The 21,273-nt window shown below is 57.9% G+C and carries 15 protein-coding genes; 6 read left to right on the top strand and 9 right to left on the bottom strand.

The window, feature by feature from the left end:
- Positions 1-3: 3 nt before the first annotated feature.
- Positions 4-1,158, bottom strand: coding sequence for an MFS transporter (locus RHM68_RS09460; RefSeq protein ID WP_322222243.1), 1,155 nt, complete (start codon positions 1,156-1,158; stop codon positions 4-6).
- A gap of 334 nt (positions 1,159-1,492) precedes the next feature.
- Here RHM68_RS09460 and sstT point away from each other — a divergent pair, with 334 nt between their 5' ends.
- Positions 1,493-2,725, top strand: coding sequence for a serine/threonine transporter SstT (gene sstT, locus RHM68_RS09455; RefSeq protein WP_322222240.1), 1,233 nt, complete (start codon positions 1,493-1,495; stop codon positions 2,723-2,725).
- A gap of 79 nt (positions 2,726-2,804) precedes the next feature.
- Here the strand turns inward: sstT and ltrA are convergent, their stop codons facing one another.
- Positions 2,805-4,226 carry a group II intron reverse transcriptase/maturase gene (gene ltrA, locus RHM68_RS09450; protein WP_322222237.1) on the bottom strand — a complete coding sequence of 474 codons (1,422 nt, stop codon included), beginning with the start codon at positions 4,224-4,226 and terminating at the stop codon, positions 2,805-2,807.
- A gap of 481 nt (positions 4,227-4,707) precedes the next feature.
- The gene (locus tag RHM68_RS09445) at positions 4,708-6,156 is read right to left on the bottom strand and encodes a glyceraldehyde-3-phosphate dehydrogenase (protein WP_322222234.1); all 1,449 of its coding nucleotides are present in this window, start codon (positions 6,154-6,156) and stop codon (positions 4,708-4,710) included.
- 380 nt (positions 6,157-6,536) lie between these two features.
- On the opposite strand from RHM68_RS09445, the gene mfd reads away from it, so the two are divergent.
- Genes mfd through RHM68_RS09430 form a run of 3 tightly spaced genes read left to right on the top strand, consistent with a single transcriptional unit; the run spans position 6,537 to position 13,268 of the window.
- Entirely contained in the window at positions 6,537-9,986 is a 3,450-nt protein-coding gene (gene mfd / locus RHM68_RS09440; protein ID WP_322222231.1) for a transcription-repair coupling factor, read from the top strand.
- A gap of 10 nt (positions 9,987-9,996) precedes the next feature.
- Positions 9,997-10,563, top strand: a complete 567-nt coding sequence (locus tag RHM68_RS09435) for a CsiV family protein (protein ID WP_322222228.1) — start codon at positions 9,997-9,999, stop codon at positions 10,561-10,563.
- An 11-nt stretch (positions 10,564-10,574) separates the two neighbouring features.
- Positions 10,575-13,268: a DEAD/DEAH box helicase gene (locus RHM68_RS09430; protein WP_322222225.1), complete on the top strand. Its 2,694-nt coding sequence runs from the start codon at positions 10,575-10,577 to the stop codon at positions 13,266-13,268.
- Positions 13,269-13,469: 201 nt separating this feature from the next.
- Here RHM68_RS09430 and RHM68_RS09425 read toward each other — a convergent pair whose 3' ends face one another.
- The 3 genes from RHM68_RS09425 to RHM68_RS09415 all read right to left on the bottom strand — a co-directional run bounded on the left by RHM68_RS09425 (position 13,470) and on the right by RHM68_RS09415 (position 16,096).
- Positions 13,470-14,207 (bottom strand): S-methyl-5'-thioinosine phosphorylase, encoded by a 738-nt coding sequence (locus RHM68_RS09425; protein ID WP_322222221.1) that lies wholly within the window; start codon positions 14,205-14,207, stop codon positions 13,470-13,472.
- 12 nt (positions 14,208-14,219) lie between these two features.
- Positions 14,220-15,218 carry a beta-N-acetylhexosaminidase gene (gene nagZ / locus RHM68_RS09420; RefSeq protein WP_322223745.1) on the bottom strand — a complete coding sequence of 333 codons (999 nt, stop codon included), beginning with the start codon at positions 15,216-15,218 and terminating at the stop codon, positions 14,220-14,222.
- 170 nt (positions 15,219-15,388) lie between these two features.
- Complete coding sequence (locus tag RHM68_RS09415) at positions 15,389-16,096, bottom strand: TetR/AcrR family transcriptional regulator (protein WP_322222218.1); 708 nt, start codon at positions 16,094-16,096, stop codon at positions 15,389-15,391.
- A 229-nt stretch (positions 16,097-16,325) separates the two neighbouring features.
- Between RHM68_RS09415 and lexA the strand changes: the two genes are divergently transcribed.
- Both lexA and sulA read left to right on the top strand, forming a co-directional pair.
- Positions 16,326-16,934, top strand: coding sequence for a transcriptional repressor LexA (gene lexA / locus RHM68_RS09410; RefSeq protein ID WP_322222216.1), 609 nt, complete (start codon positions 16,326-16,328; stop codon positions 16,932-16,934).
- An 11-nt stretch (positions 16,935-16,945) separates the two neighbouring features.
- Complete coding sequence (sulA, locus tag RHM68_RS09405; RefSeq protein ID WP_322222213.1) at positions 16,946-17,419, top strand: SOS-induced cell division inhibitor SulA; 474 nt, start codon at positions 16,946-16,948, stop codon at positions 17,417-17,419.
- Positions 17,420-17,498: 79 nt separating this feature from the next.
- On the opposite strand, the gene RHM68_RS09400 is transcribed toward sulA, so the two are convergent.
- The 3 genes from RHM68_RS09400 to topA form a co-directional block, all read right to left on the bottom strand.
- Positions 17,499-17,732, bottom strand: a complete 234-nt coding sequence (locus RHM68_RS09400) for a hypothetical protein (protein ID WP_322223743.1) — start codon at positions 17,730-17,732, stop codon at positions 17,499-17,501.
- Positions 17,733-17,884: 152 nt separating this feature from the next.
- A complete protein-coding gene (locus tag RHM68_RS09395) occupies positions 17,885-18,409 on the bottom strand; it encodes a DUF6586 family protein (RefSeq protein WP_322222210.1) in 525 nt (174 codons plus the stop codon).
- 140 nt (positions 18,410-18,549) lie between these two features.
- Positions 18,550-21,177, bottom strand: coding sequence for a type I DNA topoisomerase (gene topA, locus RHM68_RS09390; protein ID WP_322222208.1), 2,628 nt, complete (start codon positions 21,175-21,177; stop codon positions 18,550-18,552).
- Positions 21,178-21,273: the final 96 nt, after the last annotated feature.

Here is a 21,273-nt window from a genome sequence, read left to right as displayed (position 1 = left end):
GCTTCAGGCGCAGACCTGACGAGGCTTGAACGTCATCAATGCCATCGCCAGCAAAATGGACATCAGAATAAAGCCGGCCGCCGCAAAACCAAGACTGCCCAGCCCTACCGAATTGATCACCTTGCCGCCCACCATCGCCCCCAGGCCTATGCCGAGATTGGCGCCGGCAATATTCAGCGATGCAGCAAAGGCCGGCGCTTCAGGGGCAGCCTTCATCAAGCGGACATGGCTGACCAGGAATAACGCGGCCTGAGTCACCCCCCAGATACCCAGCGCCGCCGCCAGTCCAAGGGGCGAATGAATGTTCGGCACCAGCGCCACCATGCCGGTAATCATAAACGCGCAGAACATCATCGAAGCGATCAACGGATGACGATCCACCGCGCGACCGCCTAACGAGTTACCGATCAACCCCACCGCTCCGAAGCCCATGAGGCACCAACCGACCACCGTGCCGTTGAAGCCAGCCAGGCGCTCAAGAATATCGGCCAGGTAGGTATAAGCGGTGAACATGCCGCTGAAGACCATGACCGACAACAGCACATGCCCCACCATCAGGGGGCTACGCAGAATTTTGAACTGTGAACGGAAACTTATCGGGTGCTGATGCAGGCTGGTTTTGGGCAGGTAGACATACAGCAACAAGGCCTTGGCAAATGCAATCACCGCCAGAATACCGAAGGCACTGCGCCAGCCGAAAGAATCGGAGATCAACGTGCCAACGGGAATACCGAACACCGTCGCGCAGACAATGCCGAAGCCGATCTTGGCAATGGCTCGCCCTGCGTAGTCCGGTCCGACGATGTCCACTGCGGTTTCACTGGCCAATGCCCAAAACACCGGCAGCCCGAGGGCCGGGATCAGTCGCGCCACAGCCATCACCCAGATATTCGGAGCAAACGCGGCGACCGTGTTGGCCACGCCGAACATGATCAAGACGCTGATAAACAGTTTGCGCCGCTCGAACCGGGTGCAGTACGCAGTCAGAAACGGCCCGAACACCGCCACGGTAAAGGCGAACAACGTCACCAGCAAACCGGCCTGGGGCACAGTGACTTCGAGGTCGCGAGCGATCGCCGGCAACAGGCCGACGATAACGAATTCCGTGGTCAGCACCGTAAACCCGGCGGCGGACAACAGAAGAATGGGCAACAGCATGCAGAACTCCAAAAAACGACGACACCAGCGCTAGCCCGAGGGCCCACTGGCAGAGTTAGAAAATGAGGATGGTGGATCTTAACAGAGTGTTTCCGACAGCGCTGGTTCGGCCCGGACATATCAACTTAAACAGTCGGGCGGCAGATCGTCACAGGCCTGAAAGATCAGGACTTCGCTGTGATAAAGTCCGCGACCTGCGATTCGTACACCCTGTTCATCGGCCAATTATTGTCACTGATGTCGCGCCTCCCCCTCGGTTCCCCTCCTGTGGCCTGCCCGGTTTTATGCTGCATGCCCCACGGAACCCGCACCTAAAAAAATCAGAGATACCGTTATGAGTGCTTCGCCCCCTTCCCTATTGCAACGCCTGAAACGCACGCGCCTAGTGACACAAATCGTCATTGGCCTGATCGCCGGAATCACGTTGGCGTTACTGGCCCCCGATGTGGCGATGTCCACCGCCTTCATCGGCAAAGTCTTTGTCTCGGCCCTCAAAGCCGTGGCGCCGATTCTGGTGTTCGTGCTCGTCATGGCCTCTATCGCCAACCACAAGCATGGCCAGGAAACCCACATCCGGCCGATTCTGTTTCTGTACCTGCTGGGCACCTTCGCGGCGGCCGTCGTAGCGGTGGTCGCCAGCACCTTGTTCCCGTCCAGCCTGGTACTGGCGACACACGACGTCGCGGTGACGGCCCCCGGAGGTATCAGCGAGGTGTTGCAAAATCTGCTGCTCAGCGTGGTCGACAACCCGATCAGCGCCCTGATGAACGCCAATTTCATCGGCATTCTGGCCTGGGCGATCGGCATGGGCATCGCCATTCGCCATGCCGGTGATGCAACCCGCGAAGTACTCGGCGACCTGTCCAACGGCGTGACCTTGATCGTGCGTTTGGTCATCCGTTTCGCACCGTTGGGGATCTTCGGGCTGGTTGCCTCGACCCTGGCCACCTCCGGCTTCGGCGCCTTGCTCGGCTACATGCATCTGCTCGCAGTGCTGCTGGGGTGCATGCTCTTTGTGGCGCTGGTGATGAACCCGGCCATCGTGTTCTGGAAACTGCGTCGCAACCCCTATCCATTAGTGCTCATGTGTTTGCGCGAAAGCGGCATCACCGCGTTTTTCACTCGCAGCTCGGCGGCGAATATTCCCGTCAACCTGGAGCTGAGCAAGCGCTTGGGCCTGCATGAAGACACTTACTCCGTATCAATCCCGCTGGGCGCGACCATCAACATGGCCGGCGCTGCGATCACCATCACCGTGCTGACCCTCGCGGCCGTACACACATTGGGCATTGCCGTTGATATTCCGACGGCCATTCTGCTCAGCGTTGTCGCAGCAATCTGTGCGTGTGGCGCTTCTGGCGTGGCGGGTGGTTCGTTGTTGCTGATCCCCTTGGCGTGCAGCCTGTTCGGTATCCCGAGTGAAATCGCCATGCAGGTGGTCGCGGTCGGTTTTATTATCGGCGTGTTACAGGACTCAGCGGAGACCGCACTGAACTCTTCCACCGACGTGCTGTTCACCGCAGCCGCGTGCCTGGGTGAAGACGCGAAAGCCCAACGCCTCGCGTAAAACGAGGATTCGAGTAGGAGGCGGCTTCACAGCCGCCGTCCTCTCACACCACCGTACATACGGTTCCGTATACGGCGGTTCAGGTTATACGGCTAAGCCGGTTTATCGTATCCAGTACCGAGACCAGCCCGAGTCCATCCCACAGTTTCTTCGGCAGCGCCTGATTCATATGTGGCGCTCCCGAGCTCCACCATGGACCTCGACCGTTGAACGCTGATTTGCAGGCACGCGCTTCGCTGAGTCCTAAGCGCATCAAGTTGCGCGCCCTCGTAGAGGGCTGCTTCCATTGACGCCAGATGATGCAGCGAAGTTTATGCCGCACCCAGCCGTCCAGTTCCTCAAGGGGCCGCTTGCTCTGACTCAGCTTGAAGTAGCCAGCCCAACCGCGTAGTACGGGGTTTATCCGCTCGATGACGTTCGCCATCTTGTGGCCCCGCGCTCCGCGCAGCAGGTCTCTGAGTCGGTCGCGTAAACGACCCAGACTCATCGTCGCCACTCTCAGCCTCGGCTGTTGATGCCAGCTCATCCCATAACCCAGATAGTCACAGGCCCAAGGCCTTGCCACACGGCTCTTTTCCCGGTTCAACGTCAGTTTCAGACGCCGATTGAGAAAGCGCTCAACACTGGCCATCACTCGCGCCCCAGCACGACGACTGCGCACATAAATGTTCGCATCATCGGCGTAGCGCACGAAGCAATGACCCCGCCGTTCCAGCTCGCGATCGAGTTCGTTGAGCAGGATGTTCGACAGCAACGGCGAGAGCGGGCCGCCTTGCGGCGTCCCTTCCTGCCGTCGACTGGCGATACCGCCTGACATCACGCCGGCCTCGAGGTAACGGCGAATGAGCCTGAGCACACGCTTGTCTTCGATTTGACGCTCTACATAAGCCATCAATACATCGTGGTTGACCCGATCAAAGAACTTCTCAAGATCAAGCTCCACACACCAGCGGTGGCCCGCCGCCACATGGGCACGGGCTGTTTCGATGGCGTGGTGAGCGCTTCTGTTTGGACGAAAGCCGTAGCTGTAGTCCGAGAACAGAGGGTCGAAGATTGGCGTGAGCTGTTGCAGCAGAGCCTGCTGGATCAGGCGATCCATCACATTGGGGATACCCAACTGACGGGTTCCGCCTTTGGGTTTTGGGATTTCGACGGCGCGCACACCTTGCGGGTGATACTCGCCGGCCAGCAGCCGCACCTTGAGGGTCGGCCAATACTGATTCACATAGTCAGCCAATTGGTCGACCGTCATGCCATCGGCACCCGGCGCACCCTTGTTGCTGACCACGCGTTGATACGCACGCTTGAGATTTGCCGGTGCAAGCACCCGCTCCATCAGCGTGTCCGGCTCCGCGTTCGTCCACGCCACAGACGCCGCCGATGCCTGCGCACTGCCAGCCGTCGCCCGCGGATTCTGTCCGGAACTTGGGGTCACAGTTCTCCCTCGGAGAAAGTTCTGCTTTTCGACATTCGACGAGACTCTGACGCCTACTGGCGGCATAACCTGTTCAGCCCTTGGTGACGGGGTTATTCGTCACTTACTACGGCCTCGGCTGACTTCTGCACGCTCATCCCGTCGCCTCACGACGCTCGGTAGCACAATGGCAAACGTGCAGATCTCCCAAGGTAATTCGCGCGACCTTCCTGCTTATGCCTGTCGGATCTACGTCGTAGCGTTCCGTGCAAGTATCGGGCTTTGGTAATCATGGCCACCTTACCCCGCTACGCCGCCTCATCCGCTTCCTGTTCGTCAGGCCAGCATTTTGCCTAAGGCTTCCTTCAGATTCGCAGTCACCCGCGACACCCTTGCCTTCGGCTAACACTTCCCCTTGCCGGGTGTGTAGAGGACTTGCACCTCCAAGTCACCAGCGTGGCCACCACAGCCAAACTGGTTGCGCTTGCGCGCAACGCGCCATGCCTGGCGCACCATGCAAAAAAAACGCCCCGAACAGTGCCGGGGCGTTTTCATTTATCGCTGTTGCTTAACGCGGGAACGCTGGTGGGTTAACACCCGCCATGTCTTCCATCACGCGCACTACCTGGCAGCTGTAACCGAATTCGTTGTCGTACCACACGTACAGAACAACACGGTTGTCTTGGCAGATGGTTGCTTCAGCGTCTACCACGCCTGCGTGGCGCGAGCCAACGAAGTCGGTGGATACCACTTCCTGCGAGTTGACGAAGTCGATTTGCTTATGCAGATCAGAGTGCAGCGCCATGTAGCGCAGGTACTCGTTCATCTCTTCGCGGGTGGCGGCTTTCTCAAGGTTCAGGTTAAGAATGGCCATCGACACGTTTGGCGTCGGAACGCGGATCGCGTTCCCGGTCAGCTTGCCAGCCAACTCCGGCAGAGCCTTCGCAGCAGCGGTGGCAGCACCGGTCTCGGTGATTACCATGTTCAGCGCGGCGCTACGGCCACGGCGATCGCCCTTGTGGAAGTTGTCGATCAGGTTCTGGTCGTTGGTGTAGGAGTGAACCGTTTCAACGTGACCGTTGACGATGCCGAACTTGTCGTTGACAGCCTTCAGTACCGGCACGATGGCGTTGGTGGTGCAGGAAGCCGCAGAAACGATCTTGTCGTCAGCGGTGATTTCGCCGTGGTTGATGCCGTGAACAATGTTCTTCAGCTTGCCTTTGCCCGGCGCGGTCAGTACGACGCGGTCGATGCCAGGGCAGGACAGGTGCTGGCCCAGGCCCTCGGCATCACGCCATACACCGGTGTTGTCCACCAGCAGCGCGTCTTTGATGCCGTACTGGGTGTAGTCCACTTCAGTAGGGTTTTTCGCGTAGATAACCTGAATCAGGTTGCCGTTGGCGGTGATGGTGTTGTTGGCTTCATCAATAGTGATGGTGCCATCGAATGGACCATGAACCGAGTCGCGACGCAGCAGGCTGGCACGTTTGACCAGATCGTTCTCGGCGCCCTTGCGGACCACGATAGCGCGCAGACGCAGGCCGTCGCCACCACCGGTTTTTTCGATCAGGATGCGTGCCAGCAGACGGCCTATACGACCGAAGCCGTAGAGGACAACGTCGGTGCCTTTACGAGGAGCAACGTTCTGCTGACCCACCACATCGGCCAGTTCGTCACGAACGAACTGCTCGGCGGTGCGGCCATTGCTTTGGGCTTTGAACTTGACCGCGAGCTTGCCCAGGTCTACCGAAGCGGCGCCGAGCTTGAGCTCGCTCATCGCTTTGAGCAGGGGGAATGTTTCGTGGACGGACAATTCGCTGTCGTCGGACTGCCGATGGCGAGCAAAGCGGTGCGCTTTGAGAATCGCGATGACTGAACGATTGATCAGGCTGCGGCCATAGATCGAGCTCACCACATTGTTATTGCGGTAGAGCTGACCGATGAGCGGGATCATCGCTTCTGCGAGTGCTTCACGGTCGATCCATTCACCAAGACACTGGTCGGGCTTCTGATTCACGGGAACCTTCCACGTATGTAGGGGCAGAAAAAAGGGGCTACATTATGCCGCCGAGTCCCTCCCGTAGCAATGCGCGCCTGACGTGCGAGCCGTAACAAATTCGTCTTCAAAAAAATTACGCCACGCTATAGCCCAATAAATCCGGGGCTTTCAGAGCAGTCAATTTTTTGGACACGACGGCAACATGTCCGTAACCCTCCGAAACACATAACGTTTTTGGCACTACATTTTTGCCAATTATCAGTAAAAAACCGCCGGTTTTTGTCATTACCACTACATTTCGCCAAATCTGCTTAATAGACACAGTCTGCAACTGACAGCCGGCACCTCGGGCCGCTACAATTGCCGACTTTGTCGCAACGCTTGGAGCTCAACCTTCCGTGCCTGTTCTGCGTCTACCGCATCTCCCTGCCGCTGCAGGTAAACAGCACTGGGGCAATCTGCCCGGTGCCGCCCTGAGCCTGGCTATTGCCGAGGCCGCCAGCGCTGCCAAGCGCTTTACCCTGCTACTGACCGCCGACAGCCAAAGTGCCGAACGGCTCGAACAGGAGCTGAGTTTCTTTGCCCCGGATTTGCCTGTGCTGCATTTCCCGGACTGGGAAACCCTGCCCTACGACCTGTTCTCGCCGCACCAGGACATCATTTCCCAGCGCATCGCCAGCCTTTATCGGCTACCGGAGCTGAGCCATGGCGTTCTGGTCGTGCCGATCACCACCGCCCTGCATCGCCTGGCGCCAACCCGATTCCTGCTCGGCAGCAGCCTGGTCCTGGACGTCGGCCAGAAACTCGACGTCGAGCAGATGCGCACCCGGCTTGAAGCCAGCGGCTATCGCTACGTCGATACGGTGTACGAGCACGGCGAATTCACCGTCCGCGGCTCATTGATCGATCTGTTCCCGATGGGCAGTAAACTGCCGTTCAGGATCGACCTGTTCGACGACGAAATCGAGACCCTGCGCACCTTCGATCCTGACAGCCAGCGCTCCATCGACAAGGTCGACACCGTTCGCCTACTGCCGGCGCGGGAGTTTCCGCTGCAAAAGGATGCGGTCACACGTTTCAAGGCGCGCTTCCGTGAGCGCTTCGATGTCGATTTCCGTCGTTGCCCGATCTTCCAGGACTTAAGCAGTGGGATTACACCTGCAGGTATCGAGTACTACTTGCCGCTGTTCTTCGACGAAACCTCGACGCTCTTCGACTACCTGCCGCAAGACACCCAAGTGTTTTCCCTGCCTGGCATCGAGCAGGCGGCAGAGAACTTCTGGAACGACGTGCGCAATCGCTATGAGGAGCGCCGCGTCGATCCTTCGCGTCCTTTATTACCACCCGCAGAGCTGTTCCTGCCGGTGGAGGATTGCTTCGCGCGCCTGAAAAGCTGGCCGCGCGTGGTGGCCAGCCAACAAGACGTTGAAACCGGCGTCGGGCGCGAGCGCTTCCCGGCTCAGCCACTGCCGAACCTGGCCATCGAAGCCAAGGCCACTCAACCGCTGGCGGCGCTGGCCGGTTTCCTCGACGAATTCACCGGGCGAGTGCTGTTTACCGCAGAGTCCGCGGGCCGTCGTGAAGTGCTGCTGGAATTGCTCGAACGCCTGAAACTGCGACCGAAAACCGTCGACAGCTGGCCGGATTTTCTCGCGAGCAAGGATCGCCTGGCGATCACCATTGCACCGCTGGATGAAGGCCTTCTGCTGGACGATCCGAACCTGGCTCTGATTGCTGAAAGCCCGTTGTTCGGCCAACGCGTAATGCAGCGCCGGCGTCGTGAAAAACGCGCCGATGGCAACAACGATGCGGTGATCAAAAACCTCACCGAACTGCGTGAAGGCGCTCCGGTGGTACACATCGATCACGGCGTCGGCCGCTACTTGGGCCTGGCGACTCTGGAAATCGACGATCAGGCCGCCGAATTCCTGACCCTGCAATACGCCGAAGGCGCGAAGCTGTATGTGCCGGTGGCCAACTTACACCTGATCGCTCGCTACACCGGCAGCGACGATGCGTTGGCTCCGCTGCACCGCCTGGGTTCCGAGACGTGGCAAAAAGCCAAACGCAAAGCCGCCGAACAGGTGCGTGACGTAGCCGCCGAGCTGCTCGATATCTATGCCCGCCGCGCCGCTCGCGAAGGGCATGCCTTTGAAGATCCGAAAGCTGATTACGCGACCTTCAGTGCGGGCTTCCCGTTCGAAGAGACGCCGGATCAGCAAACCACGATTGACGCCGTGCGCGCCGACATGCTCGCCCCCAAACCGATGGACCGACTGGTCTGCGGCGACGTCGGTTTCGGCAAGACCGAAGTGGCGATGCGCGCAGCGTTCATCGCGGTACACGGCGGTCGTCAAGTAGCGATTCTGGTGCCAACCACCCTGCTCGCCCAGCAACACTACAACAGCTTCCGCGACCGCTTCGCCGACTGGCCGGTCAGCGTGGAAGTGATGAGCCGCTTCAAGTCGACCAAGGAAGTGAATGCCGCCATCGCGGACCTGGCCGAAGGCAAAATCGACATCGTTATCGGCACCCACAAATTGCTGTCCGACGATGTGAAGATCAAAAACCTCGGGCTGGTGATCATCGACGAAGAGCACCGCTTCGGGGTCCGCCAGAAGGAACAGCTCAAGGCTCTGCGCAGTGAAGTCGACATCCTCACGCTGACAGCCACACCGATTCCGCGCACGCTGAACATGGCGGTATCAGGCATGCGCGACCTGTCGATCATCGCCACGCCGCCGGCACGTCGCCTGTCGGTGCGCACGTTCGTCATGGAGCACAACAAGAGCACGGTCAAAGAGGCACTGCTGCGTGAGCTGCTGCGCGGTGGTCAGGTTTACTACCTGCACAACGATGTGAAGACAATCGAGAAGTGCGCCGCCGACCTCGCCGAACTGGTGCCGGAGGCGCGGATCGGCATTGGCCACGGGCAGATGCGCGAACGCGAACTCGAACAGGTGATGAGCGACTTCTACCACAAGCGGTTCAATGTGCTGATCGCCTCGACCATCATCGAGACCGGTATTGACGTGCCGAGCGCCAACACCATCATCATCGAACGCGCCGACAAATTCGGCCTGGCGCAGCTGCACCAGTTGCGCGGTCGGGTCGGTCGCAGTCACCACCAGGCCTACGCGTACCTGCTGACACCGCCACGCCAGCAAATCACGCCAGACGCGGAAAAGCGTCTGGAAGCGATCGCCAACACCCAGGACCTCGGCGCGGGCTTCGTGCTCGCCACCAACGACCTGGAAATCCGTGGCGCCGGCGAGTTGCTGGGCGATGGTCAGAGCGGACAAATTCAAGCGGTGGGCTTCACGCTGTACATGGAAATGCTCGAACGCGCGGTGAAGTCGATCCGCAAAGGTGAGCAGCCAAACCTCGATCAACCGCTGGGCGGTGGCCCGGAAGTCAATTTGCGCGTACCCGCATTGATCCCCGAAGCCTACCTGCCGGATGTTCATGCTCGACTGATTCTGTATAAACGCATCGCCTCTGCCGCCGATGAAGAAAGCCTCAAGGACCTGCAAGTGGAGATGATTGACCGGTTTGGACTGCTGCCAGAGCCAACCAAAAATCTGATCCGCATGACGGCGCTAAAACTGCAAGCCGAACTGCTGGGCATCAAGAAAGTCGACGGCGGGCCGCAAGGGGGTCGAATCGAGTTCGCGGCACAGACCCCGGTTGACCCGTTAACACTGATCAAACTGATCCAGAGCCAACCCAAACGCTATAAATTCGAAGGCGCGACGATGTTTAAATTCATGGTGCCGATGGAGCGTCCGGAAGAGCGCTTTAATACTGTAGAGGCACTGTTCGAGCGCCTCCTCCCGAAAACTGCTTGAAGGACGCCGCATGCGCCTGTTTTGCTCACTGACTTTGTTGTTGACGCTGGTCGCTCCTTCGGCATTTGCTGATGATAAGTATCAGGTTGAAATGATCCTGGTCCGGCAAAACGCCGTGCCTGCGATCGTCAGTCGCGCCGCACCGGAAGATTGGGCGGCCGGCGCACAACGCATCAAACCGGATGACCTGCGCACGCCGAGCCTCAGTGGCGAAGTGGAGAAACTCACCGCCAACGCCGACTACACCGTATTGCTGCACAAGGCCTGGCAGCAGAACCTCGGGGAAGCGGCGAGTAAAATCGCGATCAGCGACGGTGCGGAGCAGTTTGGCCAGTTCCCGATCGAGGGCACGCTGAACCTGACGCTCGGGCGCTTTACCGACGTTGACGCCGACTTCTGGGTCAATCAGATCGACGCCAACGGCCTGGTCACCGCCAGCGAACGCCTCAAGCAGGAAAGCCACACCAAGAACGGCCAACTGAATTTCCTCGACAACGGCCATCTCGGTCTGCTGATAAAAATCACGTCGCTGACTGCGCCTGCGCCTCGACCAACCCCTGAAGAAATTCCGGACTGACTGAAGTCCTTATGCCCCCGACCCTGAGCAAACCCCTGGCGCCTTCCTGGGTCAGCCGATTCAAGGAACAGAGCCTGGAGCGTGGCCGTCGCTACGCCCTGGAAAATCGAGTCAGGTTTGTCGAAGTCGGTGACGCCACGATTACGGCCAGTTGCGAAGGTTCGGGCGGTAACGTTTATCGTCAAACCATTCGCCTGCGCGAGTCAGCCAAAAACACCTTGCTGATGATCGATGCGACCTGCACCTGTCCGGTCCACAGCAACTGCAAACATTGCGCGGCCGTGCTGCTGCAAGTCCAGGAAACACTCGACTATCCGGCGGCGGCAAAAGATGCACAACTGCTGGAAAGACTCTCGGCCGTCCTTGAAAACCGCAGCCCCAAAGCGCCGCCTCAAGTGCTTATGGATAACGTACAACCGATGCCACGCCTGTGGCTGGCGAGCGTTGAGTTCAGTGCGTTCGAACCACGCAACGGCAAGATGCAGCGTTACATCCAGCATCGCGCGGCGCTGTCTTTCAGCTATCTGGATAACTACGTCAGCGGTCAGAAAAACACAGACCTCCTGATTCGTCAGGAAACCCAGACGCTGCGAATAAAACGCCAGCCCGAAGTCGAACAGTCCTACAGAGAACAACTACGAATCCTCGGTTTCAGAGTTGCCACCCGACAAAGCAAGGCGCTTGCGGAGAGCGCCGGCGAACTCTTTGAGATGGTCAACGACAGCGCCTGGCTGACGTTCACACTCAATGAACTGCCGAAGCTACGCACCCAAGGCTGGGAGCTGCAGATCGACGAAGAATTCGGTTTTGACCTGACCGCTGTGGACGACTGGTACGCCACCGTCGAGCAAGCGCCGGATCGGGACTGGTTCGACCTGGAACTGGGGATCATCGTCAATGGTGAGCGGCTAAGCCTACTGCCGATCCTGTTGAACCTGATGCGCTCGCACACTGAAATCCTCAACCCGGAACGCTTGGCTCGACGTCGCGACGACGAGCTGATTCTGGTGAACCTCCCCAACCGTCCAAACTCCGAATACGGTCCATTACAGGTCGCCCTGCCCTTCGGCCGACTGAAACCGGTACTCGCCACTCTCGGTGAGTTTTACCTGCAAGGGCCCGGAGAAACGACGCTGCGGCTTAGCAAGGCCGATGCCATCCGATTGAATCCGCTGGAAGGCATGCCATTGCTTTGGGAAGGTGGAGAGCAGATTCGCACGCTCGCTCAACGCCTGCGCGACATCAAGGATGTCAGCGCCACAGCACCGCAAGGGTTGAACGCGACATTGCGCCCTTATCAGTTGGAAGGCTTGAGCTGGATGCAATCACTGCGGCAACTGGAGGTCGGCGGTATTCTCGCGGACGACATGGGACTGGGCAAAACCCTACAAACGCTGGCGCATATTCTGAGCGAGAAAATAGCTGGACGCCTTGATCGACCTTGCATGGTGGTGATGCCTACCAGCCTGATCCCCAACTGGCTTGACGAAGCTGCGCACTTTACGCCACAGCTCAATGTATTGGCGCTGTATGGCGCCAGCCGAAAAAAGCACTTCGAACAGCTAGCCGATTACGACCTGATCCTGACCACGTATGCACTCTTACCCAAGGACATTGAGCGCCTCGCCGCACAGCCCCTGCACGTGCTGGTACTGGATGAAGCGCAGTACATCAAAAATCCCAACAGTAAGGCCGCTCAAGCGGCCCGTGAACTGAATGCACGCCAGCGCCTGTGCCTCAGTGGCACACCGCTGGAAAATCACTTGGGTGAACTCTGGTCGCTGTTCCACTTCCTGCTGCCTGGCTGGCTCGGCGATGTAAAAAGCTTCAACCGCGATTACCGCGTCCCCATTGAAAAGCGCGGCAGCAACGTCAGACTTCAACACCTTAACGGCCGGATCAAACCGTTTCTGCTGCGCAGGACCAAGGAACAGGTAGCGACAGAATTACCACCGAAGACTGAAATCATCCACTGGGTCGAACTCAACGAAGCCCAGCACGATGTGTACGAAACCATGCGCCTGGCCATGGACAAAAAAGTCCGAGATGAAATTACCCGCAAGGGCGTGGCACGCAGCCAGATCATCATTCTTGAGGCACTCCTGAAGTTGCGTCAGGTGTGCTGCGACTTGCGCTTGGTCAACGACGCTGTTCTGCCGACTCGCGGCAGCACGTCGGGCAAGCTGGATAGCCTGATGGCAATGCTTGAGGAACTGTTTGAGGAAGGTCGGCGAATCCTATTGTTCTCGCAGTTCACCTCAATGCTGTCGCTGATTGAGGATGAGCTGAAAAAGCGCGGGATTGAATACGCGCTATTGACCGGCCAGACCCGGGATCGACGTGCGCCGGTCAAAGACTTCCAGAGCGGCAAACGTCAGATCTTTCTGATCAGCCTGAAGGCTGGTGGCGTGGGCTTGAACTTGACGGAAGCGGACACAGTGATTCACTACGACCCATGGTGGAACCCGGCGACGGAAAACCAGGCGACCGACCGGGCGTATCGCATCGGCCAGGAGAAGCCCGTATTCGTCTACAAGATGATTGCCCGAGGCACGGTGGAAGAGAAGATTCAGCACCTGCAAAAGGAAAAATCCGACCTCGCGGCCGGCGTCCTGGATGGGCGCAAGACCGGAGACTGGAAGTTGCAGAGTGATGATATCGAGGCCTTGTTTGCGCCATTGCCGGATAAGCAGGAGAAGCGCTGAGAGTGCTGCGCCTGTTAGATCGCCTTCGCGGGCAAGCCCGCTCTCACAGGAAATCTTCGGCACACACAAACGTTGTAACCGACCAAGATCAAATGTGAGAGCCGGCCTGAAGTTGCTCGACTATCGCGATGTTGAAATCAATGCGCCTCAATTATCAGTGAATCGTGAGGCAGCCAGACACTTCTATCTGGCAACTGACAATCAACCCACCAACACCCGCGCCAACGTCGACTTCACTTTGCCCATACCGTCGCGCAATGCCTGCTCGATCTCGGCCATGGTGATCACCGCCGTCGACTTTCCCGCTGCCGGGTTCACCACTAACGCCAGACAGGCGTAATCCAACTCCAGCTCACGAGCCAGCGCTGCTTCTGGCATACCGGTCATGCCAACGATGTCGCAGCCGTCACGCTCCAGTCTGGCGATTTCCGCAACGGTCTCCAGGCGTGGCCCTTGTGTACAGGCGTAAACACCATGAGAGCTGTAGCTCACACCCTCAGCGACCAACGCCGCAATTAACTGCTGACGCAGTAGCTCGCTGTAGGGGTAGCTGAAATCGATGTGCGTGACGTGCTCCAGGTCATCGGCGAAGTACGTGTGCTCGCGGCCACTGGTGTAGTCGATCAGTTGATGAGGCACACAGAAATGCCCCGTACCCATCGCGGCATGAATCCCACCCACAGCATTGACCGCGACAATCGCTTCGGCTCCAGCCTGCTTCAGGGCCCAAAGGTTGGCACGGTAATTCACCTGGTGCGGTGGAAAACGGTGAGGATGCCCGTGGCGCGCAAGGAACAGGACTTCTTTGCCGGCGTATTCACCGATCTGCACTTCAGCCGAAGGCGGGCCGTAGGGTGTGTCCACTGCCAAGGACTGACGAATGTTCAGGCCTTCGAGTTGAGTCAGGCCGGTGCCGCCGATAATCGCGTAAACCGTCATAACGTAAAGTCCTTAATCAATCAGTTGAGCTTCTTTGAGCGCACCGACGGCGTTGAGCCAGCGCGGGTCTTGACGGTATTCGGTGCCGGCAAACGACTGGCCTCGCATCCGCGCGATACGCGGCGATGGCTTGACCTTCATCCGCTGGGCGGCAGTCAGTGCCAATTCAGCCGCGGCGCGATCGTTGCACACCAGCCCCATGTCGCACCCCGCCGTCAGCGCCGCCTCGATACGGCTGGCAGCGTCGCCAACCACATGGGCACCGGCCATGGACAGATCGTCGCTAAAAATCACGCCATCAAACTTCAATTCGCCACGCAGGATCTCCTGCAACCAGCGACGGGAAAAGCCAGCTGGCTGAGAATCAACTTGCGGGTAAATGACGTGGGCCGGCATGACGGCAGACAGTTGCTTGCTCAATCGAGCGAACGGCACCAGATCCTTGGCGCGGATCTCGTCGAGGCTGCGTTCATCATTGGGAATGGCGACATGGGAGTCAGCCTCAGCCCAACCGTGACCCGGGAAGTGCTTGCCAGTAGCGGCCATGCCGGCACTGTTCATGCCGCGAATAAAGGCGCCAGCCAGCAACGCCGCTCGCTCGGGATCGCCTTCGAACGAACGCGTGCCGACAACGGCGCTGCGTTGGTAATCCAGATCCAGCACCGGAGCGAAGCTCAAGTCCAAGCCCACCGCGAGGACTTCGGTGGCCATGATCCAGCCACACTGCTCGGCCAGGTATTCGGCATTGGGATTGTCGGCGATGGCACGCATGGCCGGCAGTCGCACGAAGCCCTGACGCAGACGTTGAACCCGACCGCCCTCTTGGTCCACCGCCAATAACAACTCAGGACGAATCGCGCGGATCGCAGCGCTCAGCTCACGCACTTGGCGCGGGTGCTCGATGTTACGAGCAAAAATGATCAGACCGCCCACTTCCGGCTGACGCAACAATTGACGATCCTCGGCCGTCAGCCAAGTACCGGCGACGTCCACCATCAACGAGCCCTGCAGGCCAGCAGTCATAGATATTCCTTTAAAACAATTAACCCGAAGCACGCCCATTGGCTGCCATGGGCGAGGCCCGGCAGGTCGACATTAGATTTGGATAACAGGTTCAGAACGAGGATCGGCATGGGCGGCTAGCTTAACGGATGTCAGCTGCCGCGCCCACCCGTGAGCGGTTAAACTTTGGCGGCCACCTGAGCCGTTTTACTGCGCGGACGCAATTGCGCAGAGGCCATTGTCGAGTCGGTGACACCGGTTTCAGCACGCATGCCCGCTGCCAGAAACGGCACCATCAGACGCATGACTTGTTCAATGGAGCTGTTAACACCGAAATCAGTCTCGGCGATTGCGCGCAGGGCCTTGATCCCCGACATGCTGAAGGCTGCAGCGCCAAGCATGAAATGCACACGCCAAAACAACTCGATCGGTGGAATACGCGGCGCGGCTTCGTTAACCAGCATCATGTAGCGGCGGAACACTCTGCCATACATATCCTCCAGATAACGGCGCAGGTGACCTTGGCTCTGGCTGAAGGCCAAACCCAGCAAACGCATGAAAATCGACAGATCGTTGCCACTGCGTGGCTGCACCACCAAGGCTTGCTCAACAAGGATTTCCAACAACTCTTCGAGCGTTGGCTTGTTCTCGGGCTTGGCCTGACGCCGCTCCAGCTCCTTATCGAGGCTGAGGCAGAAAGGCCCGAGGAAGCGCGAGAAAACGGCCTGAATGAGCGCCTTCTTCGACCCGAAGTGATAGTTCACCGCGGCCAGGTTGACACCCGCCTTGCTGGTAATCAGACGCAACGAGGTTTCAGCAAAACCTTTTTCCGCGAACAACTGCTCGGCAGCATCAAGAATGCGTTCAACGGTTTCCGACTGGGCCATGGGTACTCCGCCTGACAAACACTTGTTTGAAACATACGTTTCAGCCTGTGCATTGTCAAGCCTGGCTGTTCGTTTTGGGAATGGTCGGTCAGCTATTTAACCATACAAGTGAGCCACGTTAATCAGAGGGCCAGCGCACCGTCCGGCGGCAGCCAAAAAAAGGGGCATTGCCAAGCGCAGTTCACTGTATATAATCCCAGTCACTGTATAAAAAGACAGAGCGATCAATATGCTAAAGCTGACGCCACGCCAAGCAGAGATTCTGGCCTTCATCAAACGCTGCCTAGAAGACAATGGCTACCCGCCGACACGTGCGGAAATCGCCCTGGAGCTGGGCTTCAAGTCGCCCAATGCGGCGGAAGAACATCTCAAGGCCCTGGCCCGCAAGGGCGCTATCGAGATGACCCCCGGAGCATCCCGCGGTATCCGTATTCCTGGATTCGAAGCCAAAACCGACGAATCCACGTTGCCGATCATCGGCCGAGTAGCTGCCGGCGCGCCGATCCTGGCCCAGCAACACATCGAGGAATCCTGCAACATCAACCCTACCTTCTTCCATCCCCGCGCAGATTATCTTCTGCGGGTTCATGGCATGAGCATGAAGGACGTGGGCATCTTCGACGGTGATCTGCTGGCAGTGCATACCACCCGAGAGGCGCGCAACGGCCAAATCGTGGTAGCGCGCATTGGCGACGAAGTTACTGTCAAACGCTTCAAGAGAGACGGTAACAAGGTCTGGCTGATTGCCGAAAACCCCGAGTTCGCCCCTATCGAAGTTAACCTGAAAGATCAGGAACTGGTGATCGAAGGCTTGAGTGTCGGCGTGATTCGCCGCTAAAAGGAGGCTTTATGCAGTTCCCACACACATCACAGCAAGCCCAACTCCCGTTGTTCGAGGTGTTCATGGCACAGCCACTGGCGCCGACGCTGAAGGACGCGGTCGAATCGCCCTGGAGCGCCGAGCCCGAGGTCTTCAGCGAGCTGTCACTGCGTGGCGCGACCGAGAACTGCTTGAACCTTCTAGCGCCGATTCTCAGGGAGTTGAGCCAGGATCAAGACGCTCGCTGGCTAACACTGATCGCGCCACCCGCCAGCCTCACCCAAACGTGGTTAAGAGATGCAGGACTGAATCGCGAACGTATTCTTTTGCTTCACCCGCGAGGCACCCAGAGTGCTCAACAGCTGGCCTGTGAGGCCCTGCGATTGGGTCGTAGCCATACTGTCGTCAGTTGGATCAACCCATTGAACAGCACCTCACGTCAACAGTTGATCAACGCGGCTCGCTCCGGGGATGCTCAGAGCCTGAATATTCGGCTGGGCTAACGACGCGCTTTAAACAGCGCAGGGCTTCTCCAAGGATAGAGAAGCCGATCTGTAGCGGTTTGCGCTAAAACTAGCGGCGTTAATGGAGAACGTGCGGCCCGTCTTCCTTGTTGAGTTCACCTTCAACAAGACGCCCTGCCATCTGCACACCAACACTCAACATCGCCTTGGCGACTTCTACGTGCCGCCCCTGCAAGAACGCTTTGGCATCCTCGGAGAAATTCAAAGTAACCAGAGAACCCTCGTCCTCGGCCCTGCGCAGCTCAATTCGGCCGTCTGGCAACTCAACAATTTCTAGAAAAGACGTTGGCATAAAAATCTGTTCTCCACGAAAGGCGAGGATTATATAGGCATTGATCAGGCTTCGCTCAGGATCTTGACCAGCTGTCATGTCGAAGAAAGATCCCACAATGCTCATCCTTGAACGAAGAGACCTGTAGGACCATCCATCACTCACCTAATTCCTCAGCACTCGTTTAACCCTTCACGAAAGCGAATCGCCAACGCTTTGAGGTTCTGACGCCAGCTCTCCAACTCTTCACGACCAAGCTCTTCAAGCTCTTGCGCCCCATCAAGATTCACTGCAAAAATCAACGGCTGCATCACATCGCCCTTAGGTTTTCGGGGCATCCGCGGAGGCTGAAACAACGCGGCATGGGCCGCCAGCAATTTAGCCAGCCACGTTTCCGAATTGCCTGCCAACTCAACCATTTCGGCCATTTCCGGAATGGCAATAGCGTCTAGCACGTCGCGGGTCAGCAGCATCTCTGCCCGTGGCGCATTAGCCTGAGGTAAGCGATAGAAGCCGGCGATTTCATGACAGAGCCCCAGCAAAGCGCCGTACAGGTGAAACAGAGACGACTCGCGCCCTGCCTGAATCAGCGCCAAGGAGTTCATCGCCCGCCCATCCTCTGCTTTGGCTAGCGCTTCCAGCGACAGACCGGCGAAATAAATCTTCTGATTAGTGCGGGTATAGAGTTCGTGGGCCATGACGGCAGCCTCCACAGCGAAATAATTGCTTCACACAGAGAAAGCAGTGTCGTGGATCACCCAAGCTGACCGCAAGCCCAAAAGAAAAGACCGCATGAAAATCCGAGGATCATCATGCGGTCTTTTGTGTACAGCCGCTATTAAGCCTTGGCTGCAGGACGTTTGTCTTCAACTGTCCACTTGCCACCATCGTAATACGCTTTCCAGCCAGTCGGCTTACCATCGACCTCTGTCTGCACGTACTGCTCTTTCGTCTTACGGCTGTAACGGATCACAGAAGGCAAGCCATCAGGATCTTTCTTAGGTGCTTCACAGAGGAAGTGGTACTTCGGATCAATCTCATCCTTGTGCGGAACGATCTCGATCACCAGCGGAGCACGGGTCTCGCGGTTTTTTGGGAATTGGCTAGCAGCCAAGAACAAGCCGGATGCGCCGTCGCGCAGAATGTAAGTGTCGTTGACCTTTTCGCACTTCAGCTCAGGCATCTTCACCGGGTCCATCTTCGGTGGCGCCGCATCACCACTTTTCAGCAGTTTGCGGGTGTTCTTGCATGTAGCGTTGGTGCAGCCGAAGAACTTGCCGAAACGGCCAGTCTTGAGTTGCATCTCGCTGCCGCACTTGTCGCATTCCAGGCTTGGACCTTCGTAGCCTTTAATACGGTAAGTGCCCTCTTCGATTTCATAGCCCGAGCAATCCGGATTGTTACCGCAAATATGCAACTTGCGCTTCTCATCCAGCAGGTAAGCGTCCATCGCTGTGCTGCAGATCGAGCAACGATGCTTACCACGTAAAACCAAGGATTCCGACTCGCCTTCGTCATCCGCTGCGATCTCATCGCCCGGCACCAGGTTAACGGTGGCTTTGCAGCGCTCTTTTGGCGGCAGGCTGTAGCCCGAGCAACCAAGGAAAACGCCAGTCGATGCGGTACGAATCTGCATCGGACGGCCACATAACACACACGGAATATCGGTCATGACCGGCTGGTTGGCGCGCATTCCACCTTCGGCGCTTTCGGCTACTTCAAGTTTTTTCTTGAAGTCGCCATAGAACTCGTCGAGCACGTTTTTCCAGTCGCGCTCACCCTGAGCCACGTCATCGAGGTTTTCTTCCATGCCCGCGGTGAAGCCGTAGTCCATCAGATTGGAAAAACTTTCGGCTAAACGTTCGGTGACGATATCGCCCATTTTTTCCGAATAGAAACGACGATTATGCAGCGCCACATAGCCGCGATCCTGGATCGTCGAAATGATTGCAGCGTAAGTCGAAGGACGACCGATGCCGCGTTTTTCCATTTCTTTGACCAGGCTAGCTTCCGAGTAACGCGCAGGCGGCTTAGTGAAGTGCTGGGTCGGATCAAGCTGGATCAGCTTCATCACGTCACCCTGAGCCATGTCCGGCAGCACGTCGTCATCGCCGGGCTTAGCAATTTGCGGCATCACGCGGGTGTAACCGTCGAACTTCAGGATGCGGCCCTTGGCACGCAGCTCAAAGTCCCCGGCAGCCACAGTGACGGTAGTTGACAGGTACTGAGCGGGCAACATCTGGCAAGCGAGGAACTGGCGCCAGATGAGTTCGTATAGACGCTCAGCATCACGCTCCATGCCGGACAGCTTGCTTGGCTCAGTGCTGGCGTCAGAAGGACGAATCGCTTCGTGAGCCTCTTGCGCACCTTCCTTGCTGCTGTAGATGTTTGGAGCTTCCGGCAGGTATTTCTTGCCGAACTCACCTTCAATATAAGCGCGCGCCATCGTCACGGCATCGGCCGAGAGGTTGGTGGAGTCGGTACGCATATAAGTGATGTAGCCCGCTTCATACAAGCGCTGGGCCATCATCATGGTTTTCTTTACGCCAAAGCCCAGGCGGTTACTGGCGGCCTGTTGCAACGTGGACGTAATGAACGGCGCCGACGGTTTGCTGCTGGTCGGCTTATCTTCGCGCTTGACGATGCTGTAGCTGGAAGCCTTAAGCTTTTCCAGCGCTGCCATGGCATGAGCTTCGTTGAGCGGCTTGAAGGCTTCGCCTTTCTGACGCGCGACGTCGAAGCGCACCTTGGAGCCCTTGGCAGTACCAAGATCGGCATGAATTTCCCAATATTCTTCGGGATTGAACGCACGAATTTCACGCTCACGGTCAACAACCAGTTTTACCGCAACCGATTGCACACGACCGGCAGACAAACCGCGGGCGACCTTGGCCCACAGCAGCGGCGACACCATGTAACCGACCACACGATCGAGAAAACGACGCGCCTGCTGAGCGTTCACACGATTAATGTCCAGCTCGCCCGGTTTGGAGAAGGCTTCCTGGATCGCTTTCTTGGTGATTTCGTTGAACACCACACGCTTGTAGCGGCTGTCATCACCACCAATGGCTTCGCGCAGGTGCCAGGCAATGGCTTCCCCCTCGCGATCCAAGTCGGTTGCGAGATAGATGATGTCAGCATCTTTGGCGAGCCGGCGCAGCTCTTCTATAACTTTTTCCTTGCCTGGGAGGATCTCGTACTTGGCTTTCCAGCCATGATCCGGATCGACACCCATGCGCGAGACGAGCTGCTTGCGCGCCTTCTCTTTCGGCGTGAGCACCGGACCTTCACCCGCGGCAGCCTTGCCGCGCTTGGCGGCTGGCTCTTTGCTGGCGCTAGCCGAACCGCTGGTGGGCAGGTCTCGGATATGGCCGATACTCGACTTCACCACGTATTGGTTACCCAGATACTTGTTGATGGTCTTGGCCTTAGCCGGGGATTCCACAATGACCAGCGATTTGCCCATGGATCAGAAAATTCCTGAATTCTAGAAGTGAAAGGCGGTTGGCGCCTGACGCGGCACCGCTATATATAGTGGCTACAAGGTGAGGTCAAGCACAGG

Origin of the sequence: Pseudomonas sp. DC1.2, assembly GCF_034351645.1 — a bacterium.
GTDB lineage: Bacteria > Pseudomonadota > Gammaproteobacteria > Pseudomonadales > Pseudomonadaceae > Aquipseudomonas.
Note: the sequence above shows the minus strand (reverse complement) of the source record. Positions and strands in the feature narration are given on the sequence as shown.